Source organism: Weissella kandleri, from assembly GCF_001438705.1.
Taxonomy (GTDB): domain Bacteria; phylum Bacillota; class Bacilli; order Lactobacillales; family Lactobacillaceae; genus Weissella; species Weissella kandleri.
The window spans coordinates 28,929-53,047 of the sequence record NZ_JQBP01000006.1 but is presented as its reverse complement, the minus strand read 5'-3'; the positions used below and the strand labels follow the sequence as shown (position 1 = coordinate 53,047).

General features: G+C 39.6%; 27 protein-coding genes and 1 tRNA gene. 5 read left to right on the top strand and 23 right to left on the bottom strand.

Annotated features, from left to right (window positions below; genetic code table 11):
* The first annotated feature begins 126 nt into the window (after positions 1–126).
* The gene (locus IV73_RS05710; protein WP_057756146.1) at positions 127–1,434 is read left to right on the top strand and encodes an NCS2 family permease; all 1,308 of its coding nucleotides are present in this window, start codon (positions 127–129) and stop codon (positions 1,432–1,434) included.
* A 72-nt stretch (positions 1,435–1,506) separates the two neighbouring features.
* Here IV73_RS05710 and IV73_RS05705 read toward each other — a convergent pair whose 3' ends face one another.
* From IV73_RS05705 to IV73_RS05675, 7 genes are all read right to left on the bottom strand, one after another.
* On the bottom strand, positions 1,507–2,679 hold the full coding sequence (locus IV73_RS05705; RefSeq protein WP_057756144.1) for a DUF998 domain-containing protein: 1,173 nt from the start codon (positions 2,677–2,679) through the stop codon (positions 1,507–1,509).
* Positions 2,680–2,874: 195 nt separating this feature from the next.
* On the bottom strand, positions 2,875–3,486 hold the full coding sequence (gene rpsD, locus IV73_RS05700) for a 30S ribosomal protein S4 (RefSeq protein ID WP_057756142.1): 612 nt from the start codon (positions 3,484–3,486) through the stop codon (positions 2,875–2,877).
* Positions 3,487–3,705: 219 nt separating this feature from the next.
* Positions 3,706–4,398, bottom strand: coding sequence for a GntR family transcriptional regulator (locus IV73_RS05695; protein ID WP_057756140.1), 693 nt, complete (start codon positions 4,396–4,398; stop codon positions 3,706–3,708).
* A gap of 11 nt (positions 4,399–4,409) precedes the next feature.
* Positions 4,410–5,585: an N-acetylglucosamine-6-phosphate deacetylase gene (gene nagA / locus IV73_RS05690; protein WP_057756138.1), complete on the bottom strand. Its 1,176-nt coding sequence runs from the start codon at positions 5,583–5,585 to the stop codon at positions 4,410–4,412.
* Positions 5,586–5,674: 89 nt separating this feature from the next.
* Entirely contained in the window at positions 5,675–6,532 is an 858-nt protein-coding gene (ispE, locus tag IV73_RS05685; RefSeq protein WP_057756135.1) for a 4-(cytidine 5'-diphospho)-2-C-methyl-D-erythritol kinase, read from the bottom strand.
* Positions 6,533–6,649: 117 nt separating this feature from the next.
* Positions 6,650–7,210, bottom strand: a complete 561-nt coding sequence (locus IV73_RS05680; RefSeq protein WP_057756132.1) for a transcriptional regulator — start codon at positions 7,208–7,210, stop codon at positions 6,650–6,652.
* 199 nt (positions 7,211–7,409) lie between these two features.
* Positions 7,410–8,759 carry an ATP-binding cassette domain-containing protein gene (locus tag IV73_RS05675; RefSeq protein WP_057756129.1) on the bottom strand — a complete coding sequence of 450 codons (1,350 nt, stop codon included), beginning with the start codon at positions 8,757–8,759 and terminating at the stop codon, positions 7,410–7,412.
* 307 nt (positions 8,760–9,066) lie between these two features.
* Between IV73_RS05675 and IV73_RS05670 the strand changes: the two genes are divergently transcribed.
* A tRNA-Arg gene (locus IV73_RS05670) sits at positions 9,067–9,138 on the top strand.
* Positions 9,139–9,386: 248 nt separating this feature from the next.
* Here IV73_RS05670 and IV73_RS05665 read toward each other — a convergent pair.
* Both IV73_RS05665 and IV73_RS05660 read right to left on the bottom strand, forming a co-directional pair.
* The gene (locus IV73_RS05665) at positions 9,387–10,118 is read right to left on the bottom strand and encodes a 3-oxoacyl-ACP reductase (protein ID WP_057756126.1); all 732 of its coding nucleotides are present in this window, start codon (positions 10,116–10,118) and stop codon (positions 9,387–9,389) included.
* A gap of 9 nt (positions 10,119–10,127) precedes the next feature.
* Positions 10,128–10,619: a QueT transporter family protein gene (locus IV73_RS05660; protein ID WP_057756121.1), complete on the bottom strand. Its 492-nt coding sequence runs from the start codon at positions 10,617–10,619 to the stop codon at positions 10,128–10,130.
* Positions 10,620–10,838: 219 nt separating this feature from the next.
* On the opposite strand from IV73_RS05660, the gene IV73_RS05655 reads away from it, so the two are divergent.
* Positions 10,839–11,747, top strand: a complete 909-nt coding sequence (locus IV73_RS05655; protein WP_057756119.1) for a DMT family transporter — start codon at positions 10,839–10,841, stop codon at positions 11,745–11,747.
* Between the two features lie 84 nt (positions 11,748–11,831).
* On the opposite strand, the gene IV73_RS05650 is transcribed toward IV73_RS05655, so the two are convergent.
* The 6 genes from IV73_RS05650 to miaA form a co-directional block, all read right to left on the bottom strand.
* Positions 11,832–12,335, bottom strand: a complete 504-nt coding sequence (locus IV73_RS05650; protein WP_057756116.1) for a hypothetical protein — start codon at positions 12,333–12,335, stop codon at positions 11,832–11,834.
* On the bottom strand, positions 12,335–13,321 hold the full coding sequence (locus IV73_RS05645) for a hypothetical protein (protein WP_057756113.1): 987 nt from the start codon (positions 13,319–13,321) through the stop codon (positions 12,335–12,337). Before IV73_RS05645 ends, IV73_RS05650 begins: the two co-directional genes overlap by 1 nt.
* Positions 13,314–14,207, bottom strand: coding sequence for a hypothetical protein (locus IV73_RS05640; protein ID WP_057756110.1), 894 nt, complete (start codon positions 14,205–14,207; stop codon positions 13,314–13,316). The genes IV73_RS05645 and IV73_RS05640 overlap by 8 nt, the downstream gene beginning before the upstream one ends.
* Before the next feature lie 202 nt (positions 14,208–14,409).
* Positions 14,410–15,756, bottom strand: coding sequence for a type I glutamate--ammonia ligase (glnA, locus tag IV73_RS05635; RefSeq protein ID WP_057756107.1), 1,347 nt, complete (start codon positions 15,754–15,756; stop codon positions 14,410–14,412).
* Positions 15,757–15,775: 19 nt separating this feature from the next.
* Positions 15,776–16,108: a MerR family transcriptional regulator gene (locus IV73_RS05630; RefSeq protein ID WP_057756104.1), complete on the bottom strand. Its 333-nt coding sequence runs from the start codon at positions 16,106–16,108 to the stop codon at positions 15,776–15,778.
* A gap of 100 nt (positions 16,109–16,208) precedes the next feature.
* On the bottom strand, positions 16,209–17,132 hold the full coding sequence (gene miaA / locus IV73_RS05625) for a tRNA (adenosine(37)-N6)-dimethylallyltransferase MiaA (RefSeq protein WP_057756101.1): 924 nt from the start codon (positions 17,130–17,132) through the stop codon (positions 16,209–16,211).
* A gap of 78 nt (positions 17,133–17,210) precedes the next feature.
* Between miaA and IV73_RS05620 the strand changes: the two genes are divergently transcribed.
* A complete protein-coding gene (locus tag IV73_RS05620; protein ID WP_057756099.1) occupies positions 17,211–17,390 on the top strand; it encodes a DUF3042 family protein in 180 nt (59 codons plus the stop codon).
* A 108-nt stretch (positions 17,391–17,498) separates the two neighbouring features.
* Here IV73_RS05620 and IV73_RS05615 read toward each other — a convergent pair whose 3' ends face one another.
* The 6 genes from IV73_RS05615 to IV73_RS05590 form a co-directional block, all read right to left on the bottom strand.
* Positions 17,499–17,879 carry a rhodanese-like domain-containing protein gene (locus IV73_RS05615; RefSeq protein ID WP_057756097.1) on the bottom strand — a complete coding sequence of 127 codons (381 nt, stop codon included), beginning with the start codon at positions 17,877–17,879 and terminating at the stop codon, positions 17,499–17,501.
* A 194-nt stretch (positions 17,880–18,073) separates the two neighbouring features.
* Entirely contained in the window at positions 18,074–18,580 is a 507-nt protein-coding gene (locus tag IV73_RS05610; RefSeq protein WP_057756094.1) for a tyrosine-type recombinase/integrase, read from the bottom strand.
* A 385-nt stretch (positions 18,581–18,965) separates the two neighbouring features.
* The gene (locus IV73_RS05605; RefSeq protein ID WP_057756091.1) at positions 18,966–19,244 is read right to left on the bottom strand and encodes a site-specific integrase; all 279 of its coding nucleotides are present in this window, start codon (positions 19,242–19,244) and stop codon (positions 18,966–18,968) included.
* 167 nt (positions 19,245–19,411) lie between these two features.
* Positions 19,412–19,633: a hypothetical protein gene (locus IV73_RS05600; protein WP_057756088.1), complete on the bottom strand. Its 222-nt coding sequence runs from the start codon at positions 19,631–19,633 to the stop codon at positions 19,412–19,414.
* Positions 19,634–19,648: 15 nt separating this feature from the next.
* Positions 19,649–19,864, bottom strand: a complete 216-nt coding sequence (locus IV73_RS05595; protein WP_057756086.1) for a hypothetical protein — start codon at positions 19,862–19,864, stop codon at positions 19,649–19,651.
* A gap of 334 nt (positions 19,865–20,198) precedes the next feature.
* On the bottom strand, positions 20,199–20,897 hold the full coding sequence (locus IV73_RS05590) for a B3/B4 domain-containing protein (protein ID WP_083485563.1): 699 nt from the start codon (positions 20,895–20,897) through the stop codon (positions 20,199–20,201).
* Between the two features lie 940 nt (positions 20,898–21,837).
* Between IV73_RS05590 and arsC the strand changes: the two genes are divergently transcribed.
* On the top strand, positions 21,838–22,251 hold the full coding sequence (gene arsC, locus IV73_RS05585) for an arsenate reductase (thioredoxin) (RefSeq protein WP_420806365.1): 414 nt from the start codon (positions 21,838–21,840) through the stop codon (positions 22,249–22,251).
* A gap of 422 nt (positions 22,252–22,673) precedes the next feature.
* On the opposite strand, the gene IV73_RS05580 is transcribed toward arsC, so the two are convergent.
* Both IV73_RS05580 and IV73_RS05575 read right to left on the bottom strand, forming a co-directional pair.
* Positions 22,674–23,192 (bottom strand): NUDIX domain-containing protein, encoded by a 519-nt coding sequence (locus IV73_RS05580; protein WP_057756081.1) that lies wholly within the window; start codon positions 23,190–23,192, stop codon positions 22,674–22,676.
* 160 nt (positions 23,193–23,352) lie between these two features.
* The coding region (locus IV73_RS05575; protein ID WP_201781087.1) for a CAP domain-containing protein at positions 23,353–24,119 on the bottom strand (767 nt) is incomplete at its 5' end.

Here is a 24,119-nt window from a genome sequence, read left to right as displayed (position 1 = left end):
ATTATCGCATGCTTTCTTTAAATTATTTAAAAATAGTTCGGTTTTTGCGCTTGACGAAATTTAAAATTCAGAGCATAATTAGAGCCGTTGTTAAAACGCTATTTATTATTTTGAGGAGCAGATCATATGTCTTTTATCAATCGGTATTTTCATTTAAATGAGCTACATACCACCCACCAACGCGAATTCGTCGCTGGTTTGACCACTTTCGTAGCCATGGCGTATATTTTATTCGTCAATCCTACCATTTTAAGTGCGTCGGGGATGGACAAAGGTGCGATTTTCACAGCAACAGGGCTAACTGCCGCAGTTGCCACTATTTTTATGGGTATCTTTGCCAATTATCCCATCGCCATTGCCCCTGAATTAGGAATTAACGCTTTCTTCTCATATTCCGTAGTTATCGGTATGGGCATCCCATGGGAAACAGCCTTAGCTGGTGTTTTAGTCGCTGCTTTACTGTTCTTACTACTAACCTTATTTAAAATTCGTGAAAAGATCATCAATCTAATCCCAAAAGACTTAAAAGTGGCAATCGCGGCCGGAATTGGCCTTTTTATCGCTTTCATTGGGTTGCATGAAGCCGGACTCATCGTGGGCAATTCTGAGACGATGGTTTCTTTGGGCCACCTTTCATCAGGAAGCTCCCTCTTAGCCATCTTTGGAATTATCATCACTTTTGTATTAATGTCTCGAAATGTTCCCGCGGCCATCTTCATCGGAATGATCTTAACTTCAATCGTCGGAATCATTTTTGGACAAATCGATCTTCCAACTAGCATCGTGGCGCCTGCACCATCTTTGGCTCCCACTTTTGGGGTGGCATTTCATCATTTAGGCGACATTAAATCGCTACAATTGGTCACCGTCGTACTAACTTTCCTATTAGTCACTTTCTTTGACACCGCCGGAACGATGATTGGGTTAGCAACCCAGGCCGGCTTTATGAAAAATAACGAAATGCCACGTTTAGGAAAAGCTTTAGGGGCGGACGCTTTGGGGATGACCTTAGGTGCAGTCTTAGGAACCTCACCCGCTTCTGCCTTTGTTGAATCTTCAGCTGGAATCGCAGTCGGTGGTCGTTCAGGACTGACTTCTGTTTACACAGGAATGATGTTCTTCATTGCTTTGTTATTCTCACCCTTACTCACGGTGGTGACACCCCAAGTCACTTCAGCTGCGCTCGTCGTTGTTGGAGTCTTAATGGCTCGTAACTTAAAAGATGTTAATTGGCATGACTTCGCGATTGCCGCTCCGGCCTTTCTAATTGTTATCGGAATGCCGTTAACTTACTCCATTTCTGATGGAATTGCCTTAGGTTTCATTCTCTATCCAATCACCATGATCACAACTAAGCGTGCTAAAGAAGTCCCTTGGATGATGTATATTCTTGGATTTGTTTTCTTAATCTATCTATTCATCATCGCCCACTAAATGCAAAAAATAATATTTTAAACAAATTAAAAATGCGGTTGGATTAAATCCAACCGCATTTTTTAATGATATTTAACGTTCATCTGGTTCTTCATTCGTTTCGACTGTCACTTGAAATACATCTTCGGTCGAAGCTAATCCCCGTAAAATTTGTAACAACAAAATCAACCAAGTAAAAGCAAAGCCAAACGCAATCATTTCAAAAGCCGTCAAGGAAAGGTAATGTAATTTTGAAAACAAAATATCGGAAATCACAAGACCACCCGCCAAGGCATAAGATACTATCAAAAATTCCCAGCTGGCCTTAGGTAACAGCCACCGAATGGCCGCAATCATTACCAAGACCAATGAAACCAAACATTGGGCAATATCGTCATGAATACGATGAAATAGGCCCGGATTATTCGGAAACAACCCAATCGCCCCTACCGCAATTGCCGTGAACGAGAAAAGCAATCTTAAAATAAACAGACGCCAATCCCCGCGAATCGTAGCATTTAATGTTGAAAATAAATAATCTAAGATCGTCAATAAAATTAACGCCGAAAAAATCAAAGTAAAATTAAAAATCCATCCATTTCCTACATTTTTAGTCCCTAAATAGCTAAAGTTATGTTGCCACCAACCAGCCGAACCGTTCGTGGCCATCGACATCACAACTCCCCCAAATAAGGTTGCAATTAAAATTGAAACGATTCGTTCAAATTGAACCCGCTGGCCCACGACCACCATCGCATAACTCATGATTCCCACAAAGCTACCGATAATGGTGCTCATGGTATAAATATCAAGACAGGCACCGGCAAACGCTGATGAAATCAACCGCATCATTAACGCTAAGACCACATACCCAATCAAGCCATAAGCAATCGTTAGCGTGGTCAGATTAATCCAACGACGCACCCCGCCGCGTAATTCTTGCCGTTGGTGAAACAAGGTCACCATAAAACCTACAACCCCAAAAAAAGTTCCCAAATAAATGGTAATTTGCGTTAACGAGTTTGCCCCCGTTAATCCCACCGTTTTCGTCTGCTGAAATAAGAAGTTACCTAGGGCAATTAGTACCGCTAATACACCGGTCATCATTGCATACCTAAACGCAAATTTTTCATTCCCTTTTTCATGTGCGGGATCTTTTTTTATCACATATTGATTATTCACATTTTGAATTTCCAGCTGATTATTTTGAGCTAGTCCTAAGTCATTAAATAATTCTTCTGGAAAATCAACTACCCTTTTTACCATCTTCCATTCCCCTATTATTTAGGCGCGCTAACGATGATTTAATTATTAAATCCATCTAACACAGTCGCCACGTGAATCTTTTAAATCTCACACAAGCTCCCTACAAGCCTACTCGGAATCCATATACTTTGCAAACCACAAAAAAGCCAGCACAAACGCGTACTGGCTTTTGACATCGCAAATTGTGATAAAAAATTATCCCAACTTGTTGTAGTATTCAACGATAAGAGCTTCGTTAAAGTCACCATCCAACTCTTCGCGCTCAGGCAAACGAGTTAAGGTTCCTGTCAAGGTGTCCTTGTTAAAGTCCACGAATGGCAAGTGACCAAATTGTGATTCAACGGCGGCCAAGATGTATTCGTTCTTTTGTGACTTCTCACGAACAGAAATTTCTTGTCCAACCTTCACTTCATATGAAGGAATGTCAACACGCTTACCATCAACCAAGATGTGACCATGGTTAACTAATTGACGGGCTTGTTGACGTGTAGTTGCCAATCCCATCCGGTAAACGATGTTGTCCAAACGAGTTTCCAACAAAATCAAGAAGTTAACACCGTGCGTACCTTGGCGAACCTTACCAGCTTTGTTGAACAAGTTGTGGAATTGACGTTCTGTCAAACCGTAAGTGAAACGCACCTTTTGCTTTTCGCGCAATTGTGTTCCATAATCTGAAAGCTTTGAGCGACGACCATTTCCATGATCACCAGGGGCGTAGTTACGGCGAGCAATTTCTTTACCAGTTCCTGACAAAGAAACACCCAAACGACGTGAGATACGGTACTTAGGACCAGTATAACGTGACATAATGTATGTCCTCCAGAATTTTTATTTGGTTGAATTCTAGAGAATTATCTCATATTCGTGCAATTCATCCTAACTTTCACCGCTGCAGCGCGGTTACTAGTGAGGCCTCGCCATCGACTGAAACGAGGACGACAAATTGTTGACGAGCTTACGGATAATCCGCTGCAGTTTTCAACACTTTTTAAATCATACCAATAATCAACGACTTTGTAAAGAATTTTATAATCGAATTTCGTAGCGACTCCCCGCATACTGCGTGCGCACAAACTCAAACGGTTGGTTTTGATTATCAATGGTGATTTGCGATAAGACTAATACCGGCTCCCCAGCCCGCAAATCCAACAATTGACCAACCTCTTCGCTGGCCACCCCTGCAGTTACGACACGCTGAGCTTCTCCAATCACCAGCCCATTATTCAATAGTGCTTGATATAGCGAATCTGTAATAGTTGCCTTGTCGATCCCTTTTAAACGACTTTGTGGCACCGTGGCAACTTCAAACGCAATCGGTTCAGCATCACCATACCGCACTCGCTGCATTCTTAAAATATCTGTATCAATCGTAATTTGTAACGCCTCAGCCTCTTGAGGTGTCGGCTGTCCTAACTTATAACTAATAACCCGTGATGAAGCTTTCTTACCGGCTAACTTCATTGTCTCCGTAAATGAAGACGCACTATCTAGATTTTCTTGCACCCGTGTCGTTGCTACAAACGTTCCTGAACCAACCCGCCGTTCCAAATATCCTTCGTCTACTAATAAACGAATTGCTTGGCGCAGCGTCATCCGTGATACATCAAATTGTAAGGATAGATCACGTTCAGCTGGAATTCGCTCTCCAGCTGTCCAACGACCAGCTTCGATGGCTTCCTTAATTTCATCATGTATTTGAATGTAGATTGGCTCAGTCATATCAATATCCTTTACTTTTTAATTACCGCATCCGCTGGTGTAAACTTGCGGCCCATACTGTAAGTTGTTTCTAATTCTGTTAATTGGGCATCAAAGAGGTTAAAATCAGCATCTTTACCAACTTCTAGCGTTCCCTTCCGATCTAGCAAACCAAATTCAGTCGCTTGGTTAACTGAAGCCATATGCACTGCCTCTTCCACCGTTGCACCAGTAAAGTGCATCATGTTCAAGAAAGCGTGCTTAAATTGCAAAACCGAACCCGCTAGCGTTCCGTCTTCCAAACGAGCTTGTCCATCTTTAACCCAAACCTTTTGACCACCTAATTCTGAAACGCCCTCACCAAGCCCCTTGGCCCGCATTGAATCAGTAATCAAATCAATCTTTTGCGCTCCCTTTAACTTAAATGCTAAGTTTACCATATCCGGCACGACATGGAAGCCGTCAACAATCATTTCAGCATACATATCTTGATCCAACATGGCATGTCCGGTTACGCCTGGATCACGATGCTTCATGGGCCGTTGCGCATTATACAAATGAGTCACATGCTTGACTTTCGAATTAGTTTGTAAGAATTCACGCGTTGCATCGGAGTGTCCAACTGATCCAATAATATTATTTTCAATCAAATAATTTTCAAATTCAGCTAAGTTTTCAGCTCGTTCTGGTGCATATGTAATCAAACGCACCCGTCCACCTGAAAGCTCATTCCACTCCTCCACCAATTTAACACTTGGCGCAATAATATATTCTTCCGGTTGCGCCCCCTTATAATGAGGGTTCACAAAGGGACCTTCTAGATGTACACCCATAATGGCTGGCTCTTTTTTGGCCGCCACCTTCACAGCTTTCATTGATTGTGAAATATTCTCGACACTTTGCGTCATAGTCGTTGGGAAAACTGAGGTAATTCCTTCAGTAATCTCATCTTGAACCATTTGCACAATTTCATCAGCGTCCCCATCCATCGTATCAAACCCATAGGCTCCATGCGTATGTACATCAATAAATCCAGGCACCATGACTGCACCCTTGGCATCCACAACCTCGTCATTTGCTTGTTCTTCATATTGATCCATGGCTCCTAATTGTTCAATCGTTTGATTAAAACGAATAAAGCCCTTCTCAATCACTGACCGTGCTCCAGTCCCGGTATAAATTTTTGCGTTAATAACTACTTTACTCATGATACGTTCCTCCAAATTGGATAATAATGGTCTATACCATTTACTCTTATTATAAGCCTTTTTGGTAAAAATGTATGCGCTTTTTTGAATTATTTTGCCAACCCAACCAAATAGGTTTCGCTCACAAATCCTTTAATTCCATTATAAATATGTTTCGCTCGACTTGCTTTTTGAGTCACCCCAAAAACGGTCGGCCCAGTTCCAGACATTTGTGCTCCATCAGCGCCAAACTGTAACATTTTATTTTTAATTCTTAAAATGGCTGGAAATTGATGTGCCGTGACTGGTTCCAAGACATTATACATCGACTGAACTAGCCCCTTATAATCGCTCGTCTGTGTCGCTTGCATTACTTTGGCCATTTCGCCATGTTGTAAGGTTTGATAGTCCACCACCCGGAGTAATTTTGGGGTCGAAACGCTGATATCGGGCTTGGCGATTACAAAATGTAAAGCTGGCATTTTTTGCTCCAAAGGGAGAACCCGCTCACCGCGCCCCATCACCCGCGATGGACGTGAATAGATACAAAATGGCGCATCGGCATCAATCGTCAAAGCTAATTGGGCCAAATACGCTTCAGAATAATTTAATTGCCATATGCGATTTAACGCCCGCATCACAGCCGCAGCGTCTGCTGAACCACCGCCTAGACCAGCCGCAATTGGAATTCTTTTTTGAATATGGATTTCAATGCCTTCAGTTTGCTCAGCGCATTTTTGCATCATTTCCGCCGCTTGATACGCCAAATTTCTTTCATTGACTGGTAAAAGTCCCGAAGTCGATTCGACAATGATTTTGCTGTGCTGGGACGTTGTCTTCACCGTCACCGTATCGGCTAGGTCAATTGCCACCATCAGCATATCCCATTCTTGTTGCCCATTCGAATGGATAAACGGCGTATCTAACGTTAAATTTAATTTTGCATACGCCTGTTCCAAGACTTCCATGAGGTGCGACTCCTTTCTATAAGTTAGTTTGTTTACATTATAACAAATTAACTTATCCACTCAAGCAAAAGCGCGCGTCGCCACAAGCTTTGCCACCTAGCCTGTCTTTCCAATCGCTTACATCACGGTCCGATTCACCAATTCTTCAAAATAAACCAATTGATCGGTCACATCGACCACTAAATGATCCCGCTTAAATAAAATTAAGCGCCACTCTGAAACATGGTCGTGATCTCGCTCGTTAATAAAATTATTCATGCTACCAGCATGATTTAACAAGATGTAACCCGCAAACTGTTCTAAAACGGCCGATAAATCGGTAAATTTCTGCGTTATCTGCGCGGTTCCTGGTTCATATAAGGCTACATAGAAGTTGCCCAATTCTGCCCGGGTATTTTCAAAATACCATTTAAAGGCTACTAAATCATTCATCGTGAGTCCCACATTCATTAAATAATCCACACTTAAACGAAAATGAATAGGCTCGACTTGTTGTTCATCAATCGCAGGAACATGGAATTGCTCCGCATAATATTCAGCTAAAGCTTGCCAAGTTAAGGGCTTGGCTATCGCCCCTGCTTCTAGCGCTTGTAATTCATCGGCATCCCAGCCCAGTGCCTCACTAACTTGCTTTAAACTCAATTGAAAAAATTCCCGCACAACTTGCAAATTATTCATTAAATCGCCTCCATTAATGTTTCTTTCATTATTTTTTTAATTATATAACAATGCAGGTTTGTAAAAAAGCAACCATCAATAGAATCCGGTGTTTTTAAACAAAAACAGCGTATCACTTCGTATGCACTGATTTTCAAATACAAACATTAAAAAATTCGCCATAATCAAAAAATTAAGACGAATCCATAACTTATGCTATTTATATAGAGTTCTCCAGGGTTATTAGTCCTGGTTCCATTTTCCATAATTGCCAACTTTGATGCATCATAGATAAACGCTGCAAAAATACTTGATCGTGGGTCACTAAGGTAATCGCCCCTACATAATTTTCCAAAAAATCTTGCAGTGCTAACAAAGCCGGCTCATCCAAATAATTAGTAGGTTCATCTAAAACCAACCAATTCGCTTGTGTTAATAGAGCAGCTACTAAGCTCACGCGAACCCGCTCACCGCCACTCATATGCCCAACCATTTGATGCACTTGTTCGCGGCGTAAACCAAACGCCCCCAAGAAATCACGGGCAGTTTGCTCGGATTCCATGGAATGCTCCAAAACATTTTGCAAAGCCGTCTGCTTTAAATTTAAATTATTCAAACGCTGATCAAAATAACCAATCTGCGTGTGGGTATGCTGCTGTGCGGCTGTCATTAACAGTTGTAACAAAGTCGTCTTTCCCACCCCATTGGCTCCCGTCAGCATCAATTTATCATGACCTTGGATCGTCATATTAACTTCAGCTACTAATTGATTACCATCTGGGGCAAATAATGGAGTTTGCGTCACCCGCGTCATTACTTGATTCGGTCGTGTTTGTTGTTGCATTTGTAACTTCAATGGTTTTCCTTGCTTGGGCCGTTCAGTTTTACGTACCGTGGCGGCCTTTTGTCGTAATACTCGCGCATTCCCCGTTAATTGGGCCTGTACTGTATCACCTTTTAAAGTATTATTATTACGCTTCACACGATCGCCCGCCTGCACCAATTTCTGTGCCTCAAATTGTAATTTCTTTTGCTGACGGCGCTCTTCACCTGCTTTTTTCAATTGCTTGGCTTGCTGCACCGCACGCTGTTTTTGATACGTAGCAAAATCAATTTTTTGTGCAGCCACTTGTCCATTTTCAAACGCCCATAATTGGTCAGCCACTTGCTGCAAAAAGTCTTCATCATGGGAAACCACTAATGTAATCCCTTTAAACCGTCGTAAAATTTGAATTAATTTTTGTTGATGCTTAAAATCCAAATTAGAAGTCGGTTCATCCAACAACAATACGTCCGGTCGGTCAATTAAAACCTGTTGTAAGCGCATCTGCATTGCTTGCCCGCCACTCATATCTTGATAATCACTATCTAATTGTTGTACATACCCGACTCGTCCTTCAACAAGCACTTCCGGCTGCCGCGCAGCTTGAATCTTTTGCAGGAGTGTTGTTTTCCCAGCGCCATTAGGACCAATGATCCCTACAACTTCGCCTGCTTGAGCTTTCAGTAAATCAGTTGTAAATAACTGCCCTTGTGCATTGTTTTGTACTAACTTATTAATTTTTATCATTTAAAAACCACCATCCTCAAAAAAGTTGAGACTGGCGGTTCATTAACAAACAAAATTCGATTATACATGTATACATGCGAAATCAAAAAAATGCCAAACTAATACCAACCAGTCTCTAAAATACAGTTCACCCTAAATAATCTTAGTAGTGTGCTATTTTCATCAAGTCTGATTAGTTGCGCATTGGATAATTACCCCGTGTTTTTAATTTCTTAAGATATTATCACATTAGCAAAGCCAAATTTATCTGTCAAATAATTTTTTATTTGTATTTTTAGACTTTTATTTGTAGAATAGACTAAGTAATGCCCCTGTAGCATAATGGATAGTGCAAAGGAGTTCTAACCCTGGGATGGGGGTTCAATTCCCTCCAGGGGCATATGTATATTTTTTCAAAACCCTGTTATATCGGCGTAATCGTTGGTATAACGGGGTTTTATCATGTAATTCATTATGTTAATTCATCGTTATTCCCCGTTAAAAACCAACAAGAACCACATCATTTACTACAAAGATTGCTTCCACGTTAATTTTTTGTAAACGGTGATGTATAAGCCTTGATTTAGAATTTGAACTAAAAAAGGCAATCAGTTAAACACCCTTAACTGATTGCCTTTATTTTTCAACCTATTGAATCGTCCAACCACCATCAATCACTAATAATTGACCTTGAACATACCGTGCTTCCGGACTTGTCAAATATACCGTTGCGTCCGCTACCTCTTGAGCTGAAGCCCATCTTTTCACGGGGGTCTGCTCAGCTACAGATTTTCCCATCGCACCATCCCCTTCAAAATCAGCTTGGTTCATCGGCGTTTTAATGGCTCCAGGAGCAATGGCATTAATATGAATTTGTGACGGGGCATAATCTAAAGCCAATTGCTTCATCCAGCCCAGCAATCCATGTTTGGCCATTGTATACGCAGCACCACCGCCGCCTGCGACTTGACTAGCAATCGAAGCCATATAAACAATCGTCCCATGCTGACATTGCACCATATTAGGCAAAATCGCTAAAGTTAATTGAACGACCGCCATTAAATCAACTTGCATAACGTGTTGAATCGTTGGATAATCGGTTGCCAAAGCAGGTTGATAAGCATCTAAAATCCCAGCGGTACTTAAAAATACATCAATTTTCGATAAATCCGTCTGTTCAATAAAATTCGTAATCGCGTCGGCATCTGCTAAATCTACTTTATAAGCTGTCAAACGCGGATGTTCTAGTGGAACCGCCTGTTGATCTAAAACCCAAACGGTCGCCCCCATTTCTAAATATGTTTTTACTTGCGCCAGCCCAATCCCGGATGCGCCACCTGTAATAAAAACAGTCTGTCCCGTGTAATCTTGTGATATCATCGCAATTCCTTATTTTGTTAAATCAATGCGTTTACTTAAGATCCCAATTAAAATTGCTCCTAAAACCAATGAAGCTAGTTCACCTAACGCCAACCATCCATAACTCAGCCAAAATGGTAATTTAAAGACTACCACTTGTTCTAAGGCCACAGTCCACATCATCACCGCATCAACAACGGTACTAATGACTAATTTCTTCCATACTGTATCAACGTGCCGCGTCAACCAATATGAAACACTAGTCATTGCTAAAGTTCCCAAGGTCCCAAAAGCAATGTCGATGGCCCCTAATGGCGAAGCTAAGTTAGCAATCAAAACGCCTAAACTTAAAGCCCAAATGTAACGTTTGTTAAAAATAGTTAAATGATTCAAACCTTCTGACAAACGTAATTGAAATTGCCCATACGCAAAGGGGGCCACTAGCCACGTTACAACAACGTACAACGCCGCCACAATACTAATTAAGGTCAGTTCATAAACTGACCGCTGTTTTGTCTCCATTTGATTCACTCCTAGTTTTTTATTCTAAAATAGTTTCCTATTTTATGCGTGGGATGGTTTCGAACCACTAGCGTTTATCATAACACAATCAACTCTCGTACATCAAAGAAACCCGCCGATTATTAACAAAATTACCTAATATTCATTGTCATACCACCGTAATTCAAAATGATTAGGAGATTTGTTACAATGAATCCATATAACCTTAAGGAGGAGTACATGTCTAAACATCAAAAAGGCTTATTTTTAGCAATGGCCGGCCCCGTATTTTGGGGGCTCAATAGTATCGCTGTTAAAATTTTATTGGAACTCGGCATTAATTCTGCATGGTTTGCGACCTTTAGATTGATAACTGCCGGAGTCCTCATTCTTATTTTCGCTTATTTCACTGAAGGATCCGCCATTTTTAGACCTTTCCACCACCGGCAATCCCTAATTCAATTACTTGTCTTTTCCATTGTTGGGATGTTTTCAATTCAATATGCTTATATTATGGCGATTCATTTTGGAAATGCAGCCACCGCAACGGTCTTGCAGTTTACGAACCCTATTATGATTGTCATCTTCTTAGCTCTCGTCAATCGACGCTGGCCCCGGCATCAAGACGTCATTTCAATCTTTATGGCCGTGATTGGAACCTTTTTATTAGCTACCCACGGTCATATTGGTGAGCTAGCGATGTCTAACTTAGCTTTAGCCTGGGGACTTATCACTGCCGTCGCCACCGTTTTTTATACCTTATTACCACAAAAGCTGATTGACGAATTCGGTTCTGTTTCAGTGTCAGGCTGGGCAATGTTCATTGCGGGTATTTTTGCTAACTTTATCCATCCTGTTTGGCAAAACGTGCCGACTTTTACCCCTCAGATTTCTAGTCTATTAATTTTTTCAATCGTCTTAGGAACGGCTTTTGCTTATATGATTTTCATCCAGAGTCTCGCTTGGATTTCTCCTACTACGGCCAGTACGTTAGGCGCCATTGAGCCACTGATTGCCACGATATTAACCGTAGCGTTCTTTCATGTTGATTTCGGTTGGATTGACTTCTTAGGTGCGCTATTGATTATTAGTACCGTCTTTATCCAAGCCTTAAAGCCAAAAGACCAACTCGAAAATAAATTTAAATAATAAAAAAATAAGACCTAACCAAGTATCTCCTGCACACAGGAACCTAGTTAGGTCTTTTTTGTTCTTTTAAATTTGTTACTTAAGTTAAGCTTCGTGTAATTGCCGATCTACCGCTTGATTGATTTCTACATCAGTCAACTTCAATTCAAAAAGCCCAAGCTTCAAATATGAGCGCCATGCGTGGGCAAAATCGCCTTGCCGGCGCTGATGATAACTATTCAAAAGCATCGTCAATTCGCCCATAATTTGATGCTGAAGCCGGCGCTGAGGGAATTTACCCAATTTTTCCAAATCTGCTGGTTCTAGGACCATCAAGTGCGTCCATTGTTGTTTTAAGCTAATCATTAAAAATTGAATCAGTCCCTGCGCATAAATATCAACCACCGCAACTGGCTGTGACGTCGTTGGCTTAGGCACGTCCGGATTCAATGTATCGGTTGCTTGCATTAACTCACCTAACGTTTGCACCAAATTTAAATAATCATTCAATAATAAATCATCCCGTTTTAAGGGGCGTTCCCATTGATCGGCAACTTCCAAAAAATTGGTCCGTGCTAATCTTAAATATCTTGCAAAATCAAGTTCCATTAACCTTCCTCACTGGGTTGTAATACTTCCACCTGGACCTTTGTCATTGGCATTGGACGTAATCCATCTTCAAAAATCCCTGATTGTGACGCCACTTCAATCGTTCGCCGTTCCTTTAAATACCAAGTCCCAATGAAATCATAATCCAATAAGACATCCATCCATGAATAGGCATCATGCCCATCTAAAACTTTGAAATGCCACTCTTGACCACCAATGGCCCGTGGATTTTCATCAAAGAAAATTTGAATCTCAACATTATGATCTAAGAGCATAGCCGCTCCATTTTCAACTGCTTGTAAAAAATAATTTGATTCAGCTGAAAGAACAAACAAGCGATCTAACATCCCCGCTGGCATTTCAGTTTGCACTAAGTTATATTGATAATTATCGGCTGTTTCCAACACATTATAATCAACTTGATAGTTAAAAGTTGTTTCCATATAACGTCCAAAATCCCGCAAGACATCAGCAACGGTCCGAATGTTATCCGCGGTATCTTTGGCTCGGTAATTCGATACTAATAAACTAGTTAATGCATGCGAATTCAAGAAAAGTTCTTTGCGCTCTAATGACCAATAAAATAATTTTTCCTGGGTACCCATTTCTACAAAGTAAACGCCACCTGCACTCGTCTGATTTTCCACAAATTGAAAAACGCCAGGTGCTTGTAACTGTTCAAACACCATGGTCAGCTCTTCGCGATCTTCTGGAGTGAGAATTGTATAATTTTTTACCCCCGCAAAGTTCAAGAAGCGATGCATCGCTAGTAAATACCAATCTTTCCACTGGTACTGACGGGGCACAATCGCCCATTTAGTATCTAAATGGTAACTCGTCAATGTCTGCAAAACTTGGTGTACAACATGCGGATCATTATTATGAATTAACTCATCCACCGCAGCAATACTCTTATTAATGGCCGCAATGTCTGCTTTCAATAAATCAGAATAGGCGGTTAGATGCCCTTGAATTCGATCAGTCATGAAGGTTACCCTCCTTTTTAATTAATGCTACCTCTGGCAATTGGCTGACATAATCATGATAGAGATTTTGAACAGCTGTCTTAAAGGTTTCAAAGTCACCAAATTCATCATTAATGGCTCGTTGCTCATAAATTAAAATCGTATCTTCTTTTGAATAATCGAGAATAATCGCATTATTTTCCGCAATTAACTTAGGGACTTCCAAAGCTTTTTCGTCCATCGAGCGGATATTAGCCAATTCTTTTTTCACTGCTTCACGCCGCGTTTTGGTCTCTTGCGATTCAAACATCCCCGCCTTTTCACCTAAACGGTCTAACTCCGCAGATAATTGTTGATATTGTGCATCACGTTCCTTTTGCGTATCAACAATTTTTTGCAATTCTTCATTGGAACGAGTTGTGTCTTCAATCACATCTGTATGATAACGCCGCCCGCTTTCAGATAATTCTACCGCTCGGCTCAATTTATCATATTCTTCTTCATCAAAAATGAAATTCACCGTCAATGGATCTAATAGCCCAAAGCGCCGCCGGTCCCACCAATTTCCAAAGTATAATTGATACACTCCATGGGTCTCTTCTTCATAATAAAAGAACGGAAATTTTTCGGACAAATATTCAATTAAGCGTTGTGCTAAATGGTGTGATAAATCTTCCATCAAATTATCAATCATCCGAAAATCCATCTGATTATCTTCAGCTTCAGCAAAATTCATCACAGTTGTTTGGTATTCTTGATTATTAATTAATTGATATAATACTCGATCATTATCTTCGTCAATTGCCTGTTTAACATCACTAATATATTGTAATTTTGCATCTAGCGTTTGTTTTAAATGTTGCTTATCATTGGGAAACTTAGTTTTTAAATACGGTGTCTGTTCCATCACAAACCTCCTGTGTGCTTTATTAACAATTTATAATTTAATTTTACACTTTTAAAACGCAATTAGCATCAATTAACTACGAGGTTATCTTTTTCTTAATGCTCATAAATTTATAAGCAAGTGATTGGTATCAGGTCAATATTCAAGATCACTGAATATTAAAAAAACACCCCAATTAAGAAGTGCAGATTTATCGAACAGTTTAGTATTGTTGTAAGTAAGTATCTAATTCCCACTGGGAAACATTTTGCCGATATGAACGATATTCGACCCGCTTAGCTGCCTCAAACGTCTCGTACAAATGTTTTCCTAACGCATCCCGCATTAACTGATCGGCTTCCAAATTATCCAGTGCAGCCAACAAAGTATCCGGTAAATCAGTAATACCCGCCTTTTTCCGTTCCGTTTCATCCATCAAATAAATGTTGCGGTCAACTGCATGGTTCGGTGTTAATTCTCGTTGAACTCCATCTAAGCCTGCCGCTAAAATCATGGCAAACGCTGTATATGGATTTGCAGTTGGGTCCACTGACCGTAATTCTAGACGAGTTGAATTGCCCCGCGCAGCTGGCACCCGCACCATTGGTGAACGGTTAGAACCAGACCAAGCCACATAGACTGGTGCTTCAAAACCAGGGGTCAAACGCTTATAGGAATTCACAGTCGGATTGGTTACTGCCGTAAAGGCCGCCGCATGCTCCAAAATGCCGCCTAAGAAATGATAAGCTGTCTGTGATAATTGAACCTCATCTTTTTCATCAAAGAAAACATTCCCGTCCATATTAAACAATGACATATTAACATGCATTCCATTGCCGTTAATGCCCGTTAATGGCTTAGGCAAAAATGTAGCATACAAACCATGCTTACGCGCAATCGTTTTAACAATTAACTTGAATGTCTGAATGTTATCCGCCGCCTCCAATGCATCAGCGTATTTAAAATCAACCTCATGTTGCCCAGGTGCGACTTCGTGATGAGCAGCTTCGACTTCAAAGCCCATTTTCTCCATTTCCAAAACAATTTCACGCCGCGTATTTTCACCCAAATCCAAAGGTGCTAAATCAAAATACCCCCCTTGATCATTCAATTCCATCCTAGGCTGACCATTCTCATCCATCTTCAGTAAGAAAAATTCTGGTTCAGTTCCTAAATTAAAAGCTTTAAAGCCTTGCGCTTCCATCTTGCGTAACCAAACTTTTAAATTACTCCGTGGATCACCCGCAAAAGGTTTCCGATCGACCGTATACACATCAGCAATAAAGCGTGCCACTTTTCCACTATGTTCATCGGCGGACCATGGAAAAATCATAAAAGTAGATAAATCAGGATATAAATACATATCAGATTCTTCAATTCGCACGAATCCTTCAATTGAAGATCCATCAAACATTAAATTATTAGCTAAAACTTTTCCCAATTGTGAAGTTGGGACTTCGACGTTTTTTATTACGCCAAAAACATCGGAAAACTGTAAACGAATAAACTGCACGTTCTCTTTTTGAATAATTTCTCTAATTTCATTCTTTTGATAATTTTTATGAACCATTTTGTCCCCCATCTGCTTCTTAACGCTTCATGCGTCCTATTTGCATGAATTCATTTTCCAAAGACTTCCGCACAACTTTTTGGCTCACGTCTTGCTGAGGCTTTTGTTGTTTTGCTTCAACTTCTGCAATCTCGGCAAAACTATACCCCATATCTAAATAATCCGCAATCTCTAAAATTCGCGTAATATGCTTTAAAGAATAGCGGCGCTGATTCCCAGAACCTCGTTTGGGCTGCACTAATCCTTGCTGCTCATAATATCGAATTTGACGCGCGCTCAGCCCAGTTAATTGGCAAGCTGCCCCAATTGTTAAGATTGCTAAATCACTCTTTAAGCCGTGTACCTGCTTCATGCGTCTGCCTCCTTAGGGAGTATTATAAACAATAATTGGTTCTACTGTTGATGATATGTTAACTTTCCTCACATTGAAACTGTTCTTAGCAAAAGTCAATTTAAGCTTGAATAAATTCTTCGACAGCTTGAACAAGCCGTTTTTGATCATTTGAATTCAGAACTAAATCGTACCATTGGATACCTTTTAACTGGTGTTTAAACCAGGTAATTTGGCGTTTGGCATAACGGCGAGACGCCTGTTGCAATCGTTGTTCCCCTGCCGCTAAATCTTCATCACCACGCAAATAAGGAAATAATTCTTTATAACCAATTGCTTGTTTGGCCGTAGCTGCATCAGGTAACTGCTGAACTAATTGTGCTTCTGCTAACAAACCTGTTTGCAACATACTTGTGACCCGTTGATTAATCCGTTCGTACAATACTGGACGCTCAGTATTTAAACCAATAATCAAAGCATCATAAATTCGATGCGCTGGTGGCTCTTGTTCTGAAAATGGTTTACCAACTGCTTGAGTCATTAACAACGCCCGAATCAAGCGGCGAATCTGACCGGAAACAATCCGCTCCGCACTCACGGGATCAACTTGACGCAAGGCATCCCTTAAGGGGGCTTCACCTTCCAAAGCAACCCGTTGTCGCCAAGCTTGTTCAGCTGCCGCATCCATCACCTGTGACTCATCAACTAAAGTCCGATCACCCAGCAGCGCTTGAATATAAAAACCAGTCCCGCCTACCACAATTGGAATTTTACCCCGGTCGGCAACCTTTTGAATCACCTGGCGCGCCTGCTGTACGAATTCCGCCACTGAATAATTCACATCTGGCTCGACAATATCGAGCATGTGATGCGGCACTTGAGCCTGTTCGGTCGGTGTGGCCTTAGCCGTCCCAATATCTAACCCTCGATAAATTTGCATGGAATCTCCGGAAATAATTTCACCATGATACCGCGCAGCTAAATCTAAAGAAAGAGCAGTTTTTCCCACTGCAGTCGGACCCACGATTACAATAATTTTTTGCATCTTTTTCATATCCTTGTCTGAATATTTGTTAATAACTATGATAAAATAATAATATCAATTAAAAAAGAGGTAATTCTAATGAAAAAATTTAATATGGGTCTGGTGACTGGTATTGCCGGAACATTAGTTAGCTTATTTGGTGCTGCTAAAGTTTATCACAAAGTAGCCATTGAACCAATCGAACAAGAAGAAGCTAAGTTTGAAGAAACTGAGTTACGGAGTGCCCGCAAGGCTGGTCATTCACACACACCTCGTTAAAATACAACTGCAAAAAAGACCTAGTTCATTGAATTGAACCAGGTCCTTTTATTTTTTATTGAAAGCATCAAATTCAATACATACTTCCAGTTATATGATATGTAAATATTACTTCGTCCGTCCAGTATACTTAGCCATACCACCTTTTAAGACATAAATATCTTGATAACCTTGCTTTTTGAGCTTACGTACCATTTTTTCAGCGCCTTGATTATCTTGGTCTACCAAATAAACCGGTTTGTCTTGACGGATTGCTGTATTATCTTGCAACAAAAATTGCAAGGGAATATTGCGCGCTCCTAAAACATGCTTGAATTTAAAATCAGCAGCGTCTCGTAAATCAATAATTTGGCCATTATGACTAGCCTGTTCAAACGCTTCACTTTCTAACAAAGTGGCATTCCGATTCAAAGACCATCGCGTCCAAGCGCGTAAACCAAATGTAATTAATAAGTAAATTACTAAAATTGCTATTAACGTATACCACATACAATTGCGTCCCCTAATTTATTCATAAATTTCCACTTAACATTTTAGCATAAATGCACTAATAACTCCTAATTAATTCAATTATTCAGTAAAACATTAACAAGACTCAATAACCCCTTAAAAACCCTGTTATATCAAAATTCACATACTCATCAACCATAATAAGCGTGCAACTTTTTTGGTCGATTGAGTGGTCAATTTCCCAATATCTTACTAAAACGTTCGGCAACTTCCTCCTTAGCTTTTAGTGTAACCTCCGCATAAATGTTCGCTGTGATTGTTATATCTTTGTGTCCTAGTCTAGCGGCTACCTTTTTACTTTCCATGCTATCAGATATTAATAAAGTAGCGTGAGTATGCCTAAATCCATGTAAATTCAAAAGCGGTAAGTTTTCATCGTGGTTTTTATTGTACCATTCAATAAAACGTTCGTTCGATTTCCTTATTGTTAAGATATGATAATTAAATATAAAGCTATCTGCGTTTATTGGCACACCTTTTAATAAAGATAGCTTTGATTGTTCTAATTTCCAGCTTTTCAGCACCCCCCACAAAACGGTATCTACATCCAAAACCCTGCTTTTGTCATGGTTATTTAGAACTTCATAATACGCAAGAGCTTTACTTGATAAGCTGCAAATGTGCGCGTCAAATCTTAACGTCATATCTTTAAAATTAACATCATTCCATTTAAGGACCATGATTTCACCGATACGCGGCGCCAGTTCTTAACAAAACAGTGAAGCGCGCAGGCATTTGATTTAATTAGATGTGATCCAATACTCCCTCATCCCTGATTCAAATAACTTGGTTTGGTGTTCGTTATAAAAGCGTACACCGCGCTTTACTGACTTTTTAGGCTACCATTCTAATAAGTTCTAGTGGGTTACTATCGCGGAGAATATACTTCACTGTCCACGGCATACTTAAAGACCTAACTAGCGTACTGCAACATTGTTTTAGAAGTAATGCATTTAGTCAAAAGCTTATTCGCCTTATCTTGAATGTCTTTTCTATTGATGTCGTCCAGCTATAGGCCGCCGAACAATTTTTTAGTCAATAAATGTCTCTTGAAATACCCGGCTACTATATCTTTGGTTGTTGCGTTATATCTTGTTGAATATAAAACTGCCACCATTCTTTAAATGCTTCATCAAATGTATATACTTCTGCTTTATTTACTTGCTTATCTTCGGTCACTGTCTCTCCATTATCAACATCCGTTAATAACTGGGCTTCGATTAGTTGCGCCTCTCTCTTACCTGCAACAGTTTTATACTTATAAACACGTTGCTTTTTTCGGTTATCACATCCTAAATATACGCGCACTTCATACTTACCATTGTTCTTTTTTCTAATACTCATTTTTATAATCCTTTCCTTTTACGACGCCCCCACGGCTATGTATTGGATAGGTTTTTTATGTTGTTCATTGAATATTAGATATTAAACAAAAGTGAACCCAAATCTGGACCCACGTACAAAGCTAAAGAATTGCTATTTGTTAGCAGACCTTAAAAAATCAAAATAAGTTACTTATCGTTTTGAGCACCTTTTTCTAACTTTCTGTTATTATAAAACTCTCGTATCGTCCATGCATTGACTAATACTATCGGCAAGAAAAATGACCCTTCTAACTTAAATGACCACTCACTTACACTTACCGTAATAACGTCTCTGTTAAAATAAACGGCCATTAAAGCTAATACGGTTAAAAATATTGAAATTATAGACCAAATTACTGACTTTTTCATTTCTTAAATTCCTTGTTATCTTTTTAAAAACCACCTAATTTTTATATAAATAGCCACAATGATGTTCACAATAACTCCACTCAATATAAAAGTTGTAAAAGCCACCATTAAACCACTATCAGACCAACTAAATACATCTCTAGCATTATGAATATTAAAAATTAAATTAATTAAAAAATTTATTAATAAAATCGCATATATTAACAGCTGTCTTTTTAAAAATAATTCCATTAGGTTCACTCCTTTCAGCAAGGATAGACCTGCGTAATATTGCAATAATTTATCGTAGTGTATTGCGCCCCCCTGCCGTAACGTTTCGTTCCCCCAGCTAATCTTTAGACAGCCATAAAATGATTATGAACAATATGATGCCATATTTAAAGCTGTTTTATTACGACCACAAATATTTTTAAGATGAATACCTAAGGGTGTAGATTATACCAACAACCCCCGCCCTAGTCTCAACCAAGAGGAATGATACAGTGTTGTGTATTGTTGTTTATGGAAGGTTTAACTGAATTGCTGTGTGGCTGTAACCATGCCCCGAAAATACTACAACCTTATGTTATAAAAACTTTATATTGCTATCATTCCTACTAAGTTGATACCGCATTGATTCAACTTGCAGATTATCTTTTATTGCTTTTTGCAATGCTTTAATAGCGTTATTAGCTCGTTCATGAGTATCTGATCGAGTAGATTCAATTAATAATATCGCATTATGCGTGTCTTCAGTTAGCATAGTCCGCTGGCCATCACGCCAATTGAGACAACGACACACTGCACCCTTATCATCTGCATAAATCACTTCGCCAGATAAGGCAGGCTCATTATTATCATCTCCCAAGGGATAAAAATCCTCACCACCTTCTGCGACACCAAGAGTCATGTCACCCATTATCGCGTCCATGTCTTCTCCTCCGACTGGTACACCATAGCTCATAGAGATACTATTATAAATATCAACTAAGGGATTAATAGACCCAACACCTTTTCCTTGCGCAACACGTTTTAACAACGCTTCAATGGATGAGCGAGCGCCTTTCTTCTTTTTAAATTTTGTGTAATCATTCCTCCATTGTTTAATAATGACATTATCAGAGAAATTTTCTTCAGATAAATACTTTAAAGAGTTTTCCTTAGCAACGTTTAGCATATTTTCATACACATCAACATCTTTCAGAGTATTATTTACACCTTTAACAATTAAAACGTTTATTTGAGCCTCAGGAAATATGTCCCAAAAACTATCTTTAACAATCATATTATCCAATTTAAAATCCTCCGATTTATACCCAATACAAAAAATAGAACTATAATCACATTATAAAACTTACATTAATATATGTCTTGTTATCTATGAATAACTTCAAGCAAAAGTATGCATACAAAAATGTACCCAAAATCCAAAAGGTTGCCGAAAAAAGTTGCACCGTTTTTAATAGTGTTGCAGTCTGTTGCAACACCACTCAACGACAAATATAAACCTATATTTAACACCCTTGAAAGCCTGTATAATACTAGTATTGGAACGTCCTAGACTGTTAACAAATGTTGACATTCAGGGTGCAGGAAATGTTAGGATTCAAAAAAGACAAAATGCTAACATCAGAATGCTGGTAAATGCTAGGATTCAAAAAGCAATTAAACGCATCAAAAAAGACGACAACTCTTAAGAAGTTATCGCCGAAGCAGGTTTGCTGATTAACTACATTATATCATTTTATGAGGTCACACTTTTGGCAATTTCAAAGATATTTTATGAGTACTTTAGTGGTCGCTATGCAATTAATTTAGGGCTATGCGATCTAACGTTAAACAGGACCTAATATAAACATGCAACAGCAAGTTTCTATAATGTGTTAAAGGACTTAATCAATCGACAAAGTGAAAAGATTGAAACTACATTAAGAGCCTTACCTCAAGCAAAGCAAGAAATCATTACTAAAAGCTACGGCAAAGATAAACTCACCGCCAACGCACTGGCTAAAATGTACAACACAACGCCTAATCACACCAACAAGATCCGCCAAAAGTTCACGTAGAGTTATAAAAAGAACGGCGGGGATGTGCCTAGTCACCACGATATCTTAGCGAAACTACATCAATGACCTTGGCTCGCAATTCGTCAGATATGAATTTAAAAGGAAAATTACTACAAATAATAGTATGATTAAACAATCATATAATTAAGTGAGGATTAAATTATGCAACTATACTTCCTATGTACTGGTAACTCATGCAGAAGCCAAATAGCTGAAGGCTTTGCTAAAAAATACGCCCCTTCTGGTTGGATAATTAAGAGCGCAGGCGTAGAACAACACGGTTTAAATAAAATAGCGGTTAGCGTTATGTCTGAAAACGGCATTGATATTTCGAGTAATACTTCTGATTTAATCGATAATGACTACTTACAATCAAGCGATTACGTCATTACATTATGTGGTGATGCTAAAGACAAATGCCCTATGACACCATCTAGCGTAAAAAAAGTACATTGGCCATTAAACGATCCAGCACAAGCAAATGGAACAAATGAAGAAATTTTAAACATATTTAGGTCTACTCGTGATGATATTGACGCTTTAGTTTATAACTTTATCAATAAGATTAAATAACTAAAATAAGCTATTAAGCGCCCGTTTTGGACGCTTATTTTTATACATAAATTCATTTTTATCAATGGTTTTACTGTTTTCCCCCCCCACCCCTTTACGTTTTAAAAACATTTCAGACAGTCAAGAACCTTTCCCCGGTAACCCCAGAATAAGAAAAACGTTATCTTTTATGACCGGAGGATTTTGAAAAACAATAATAACTGCAGCGTTTAAAAGAGATAGCACCATTTGTTATTCGGTTCTTTGCCTAGTAAGTAGCCGGGGGACAAATAAAAAAATCACCTTAACAGTTACGTTAAAGCGAACATGCCATTGGGAGCAAATTTATATATTGATTATATAATTTTTGTGTTAGATTGAATGGTTGGTGAAACTCAAAGCGTCATAAATGGCTTTATATCAGCGATTGACTTGCTAGATTCCTAATCGATTCGATTAGCACGCGTTAAAAGTTGGGGCTGTTTTGTTAATTGATACTTTTGATATACTTCAAATACCGCTGCTCCTGAATCAGTCAATTGTAGCTGCATAATTTCAGCTGGTGTAGCCCAGCGCTTATCGTCAATTTCACTTTCATCAATTTCAGCTTGCTCACTTTCTAATTGATTACTCCAAAAAACGTTGGTAAACAACTGAGTCGTATCCCCATTAGGATACTTAGCTCGATAATAGGGCCCTGAAACCGACCCAATCATCTTCACTACTTCTGGTTTAATCACCACCCCGGCCTCTTCAAACGCCTCCCGTGTGGCATTTTCAACCCATGGTAATTCGGGTTCCACATATCCACCCGGAAACGCCCACGCATCAAAATCGCGGTTATAAACCAACATCAATTTACCAGCATTTTCAATAATCATATCAACCGTTGGCATGACTAACGTAAAATCGTGCCCAATTTTTTCGCGAATTTTTGCAACATATGAATCTTGATATGGCATTTTATTCTCCTCATCTGTACACTATTAGCTTAAAAAATGATTAATTGAGTTCATAGAAAATATTTTCTACGCCAACATTTCAAAAATCAATCATAATTTTGAAAAAATTTTCAAAAAAGACCGACACGGCAAAATTCCGCTATCGGTCATATTTTTTATATTAACTAGCTTCCCCAACGAAGGTTGCCGTATTAGCATCATACCCGAATCCGACGTGTCGAATAGAAGGGTTCAACAGCCAATTACGGTGACCAGGGGCCCCAATCATATTAGTCTCATTGTACCAAGCGCTGATTACCCCAGCCCCTGAACCAAATTGAATGGCTACCACTTCATAACCATAAGTTTGTGAGAAATGGGCTGAATCAAGACCACCCGCTAACATAGCTGCCCGCATTGAGGCAGTCGCAGCCAATCCACCATCATATGAAACTGGAGCTAAACCATAACTAGCACGCAAAGAATTCATCGCATTCATTGCATCAGAGTAACTACCCGCCGTGGCAGTACTATTACCGGCGCTATTATTTGACGCCTGATTATTGTTAGCGGCAGGGGCATTTTCAACCGGTGCAGCCGCTGCAGGACGACCGTTATTAACCCAATTATTATATTCATCAACACTCATGAAGCCATCACCATTGGCATCAGCATTCACATTGTATTGTAGGTCAGCGATATTCGTGCCATCTACAGCCACATTATTATTGGTTGCTGGTGCTTCTGTGGTTGAGGTGTCTGATGCGGGCGCAGCCACTTCTGGACGGCCGTTGTTGACCCAGTTATTATATTCGCTAACACTCATGAAGCCATCACCCTCGGCATCAGCATTCACATTGTATTGTAGGTCAGCGATATTCGTGCCATCTACACCCCCATTATTATTGGTTGCTGGTGCTTCTGTGGTTGAGGTGTCTGATGCTGGCG

Bases quoted from the DNA above. Each gene is read 5' to 3' on its own strand.
- IV73_RS05710 (WP_057756146.1), top strand. From the start codon at position 127: ATGTCTTTTATCAATCGGTATTTTCATTTAAATGAGCTACATACCACC.
- IV73_RS05705 (WP_057756144.1), bottom strand. From the start codon at position 2,679: ATGGTAAAAAGGGTAGTTGATTTTCCAGAAGAATTATTTAATGACTTA.
- rpsD (WP_057756142.1), bottom strand. From the start codon at position 3,486: ATGTCACGTTATACTGGTCCTAAGTACCGTATCTCACGTCGTTTGGGT.
- IV73_RS05695 (WP_057756140.1), bottom strand. From the start codon at position 4,398: ATGACTGAGCCAATCTACATTCAAATACATGATGAAATTAAGGAAGCC.
- nagA (WP_057756138.1), bottom strand. From the start codon at position 5,585: ATGAGTAAAGTAGTTATTAACGCAAAAATTTATACCGGGACTGGAGCA.
- ispE (WP_057756135.1), bottom strand. From the start codon at position 6,532: ATGGAAGTCTTGGAACAGGCGTATGCAAAATTAAATTTAACGTTAGAT.
- IV73_RS05680 (WP_057756132.1), bottom strand. From the start codon at position 7,210: ATGAATAATTTGCAAGTTGTGCGGGAATTTTTTCAATTGAGTTTAAAG.
- IV73_RS05675 (WP_057756129.1), bottom strand. From the start codon at position 8,759: ATGATAAAAATTAATAAGTTAGTACAAAACAATGCACAAGGGCAGTTA.
- IV73_RS05665 (WP_057756126.1), bottom strand. From the start codon at position 10,118: ATGATATCACAAGATTACACGGGACAGACTGTTTTTATTACAGGTGGC.
- IV73_RS05660 (WP_057756121.1), bottom strand. From the start codon at position 10,619: ATGGAGACAAAACAGCGGTCAGTTTATGAACTGACCTTAATTAGTATT.
- IV73_RS05655 (WP_057756119.1), top strand. From the start codon at position 10,839: ATGTCTAAACATCAAAAAGGCTTATTTTTAGCAATGGCCGGCCCCGTA.
- IV73_RS05650 (WP_057756116.1), bottom strand. From the start codon at position 12,335: ATGGAACTTGATTTTGCAAGATATTTAAGATTAGCACGGACCAATTTT.
- IV73_RS05645 (WP_057756113.1), bottom strand. From the start codon at position 13,321: ATGACTGATCGAATTCAAGGGCATCTAACCGCCTATTCTGATTTATTG.
- IV73_RS05640 (WP_057756110.1), bottom strand. From the start codon at position 14,207: ATGGAACAGACACCGTATTTAAAAACTAAGTTTCCCAATGATAAGCAA.
- glnA (WP_057756107.1), bottom strand. From the start codon at position 15,756: ATGGTTCATAAAAATTATCAAAAGAATGAAATTAGAGAAATTATTCAA.
- IV73_RS05630 (WP_057756104.1), bottom strand. From the start codon at position 16,108: ATGAAGCAGGTACACGGCTTAAAGAGTGATTTAGCAATCTTAACAATT.
- miaA (WP_057756101.1), bottom strand. From the start codon at position 17,132: ATGCAAAAAATTATTGTAATCGTGGGTCCGACTGCAGTGGGAAAAACT.
- IV73_RS05620 (WP_057756099.1), top strand. From the start codon at position 17,211: ATGAAAAAATTTAATATGGGTCTGGTGACTGGTATTGCCGGAACATTA.
- IV73_RS05615 (WP_057756097.1), bottom strand. From the start codon at position 17,879: ATGTGGTATACGTTAATAGCAATTTTAGTAATTTACTTATTAATTACA.
- IV73_RS05610 (WP_057756094.1), bottom strand. From the start codon at position 18,580: ATGGTCCTTAAATGGAATGATGTTAATTTTAAAGATATGACGTTAAGA.
- IV73_RS05605 (WP_057756091.1), bottom strand. From the start codon at position 19,244: ATGAGTATTAGAAAAAAGAACAATGGTAAGTATGAAGTGCGCGTATAT.
- IV73_RS05600 (WP_057756088.1), bottom strand. From the start codon at position 19,633: ATGAAAAAGTCAGTAATTTGGTCTATAATTTCAATATTTTTAACCGTA.
- IV73_RS05595 (WP_057756086.1), bottom strand. From the start codon at position 19,864: ATGGAATTATTTTTAAAAAGACAGCTGTTAATATATGCGATTTTATTA.
- IV73_RS05590 (WP_083485563.1), bottom strand. From the start codon at position 20,897: ATGATTGTTAAAGATAGTTTTTGGGACATATTTCCTGAGGCTCAAATA.
- IV73_RS05580 (WP_057756081.1), bottom strand. From the start codon at position 23,192: ATGCCATATCAAGATTCATATGTTGCAAAAATTCGCGAAAAAATTGGG.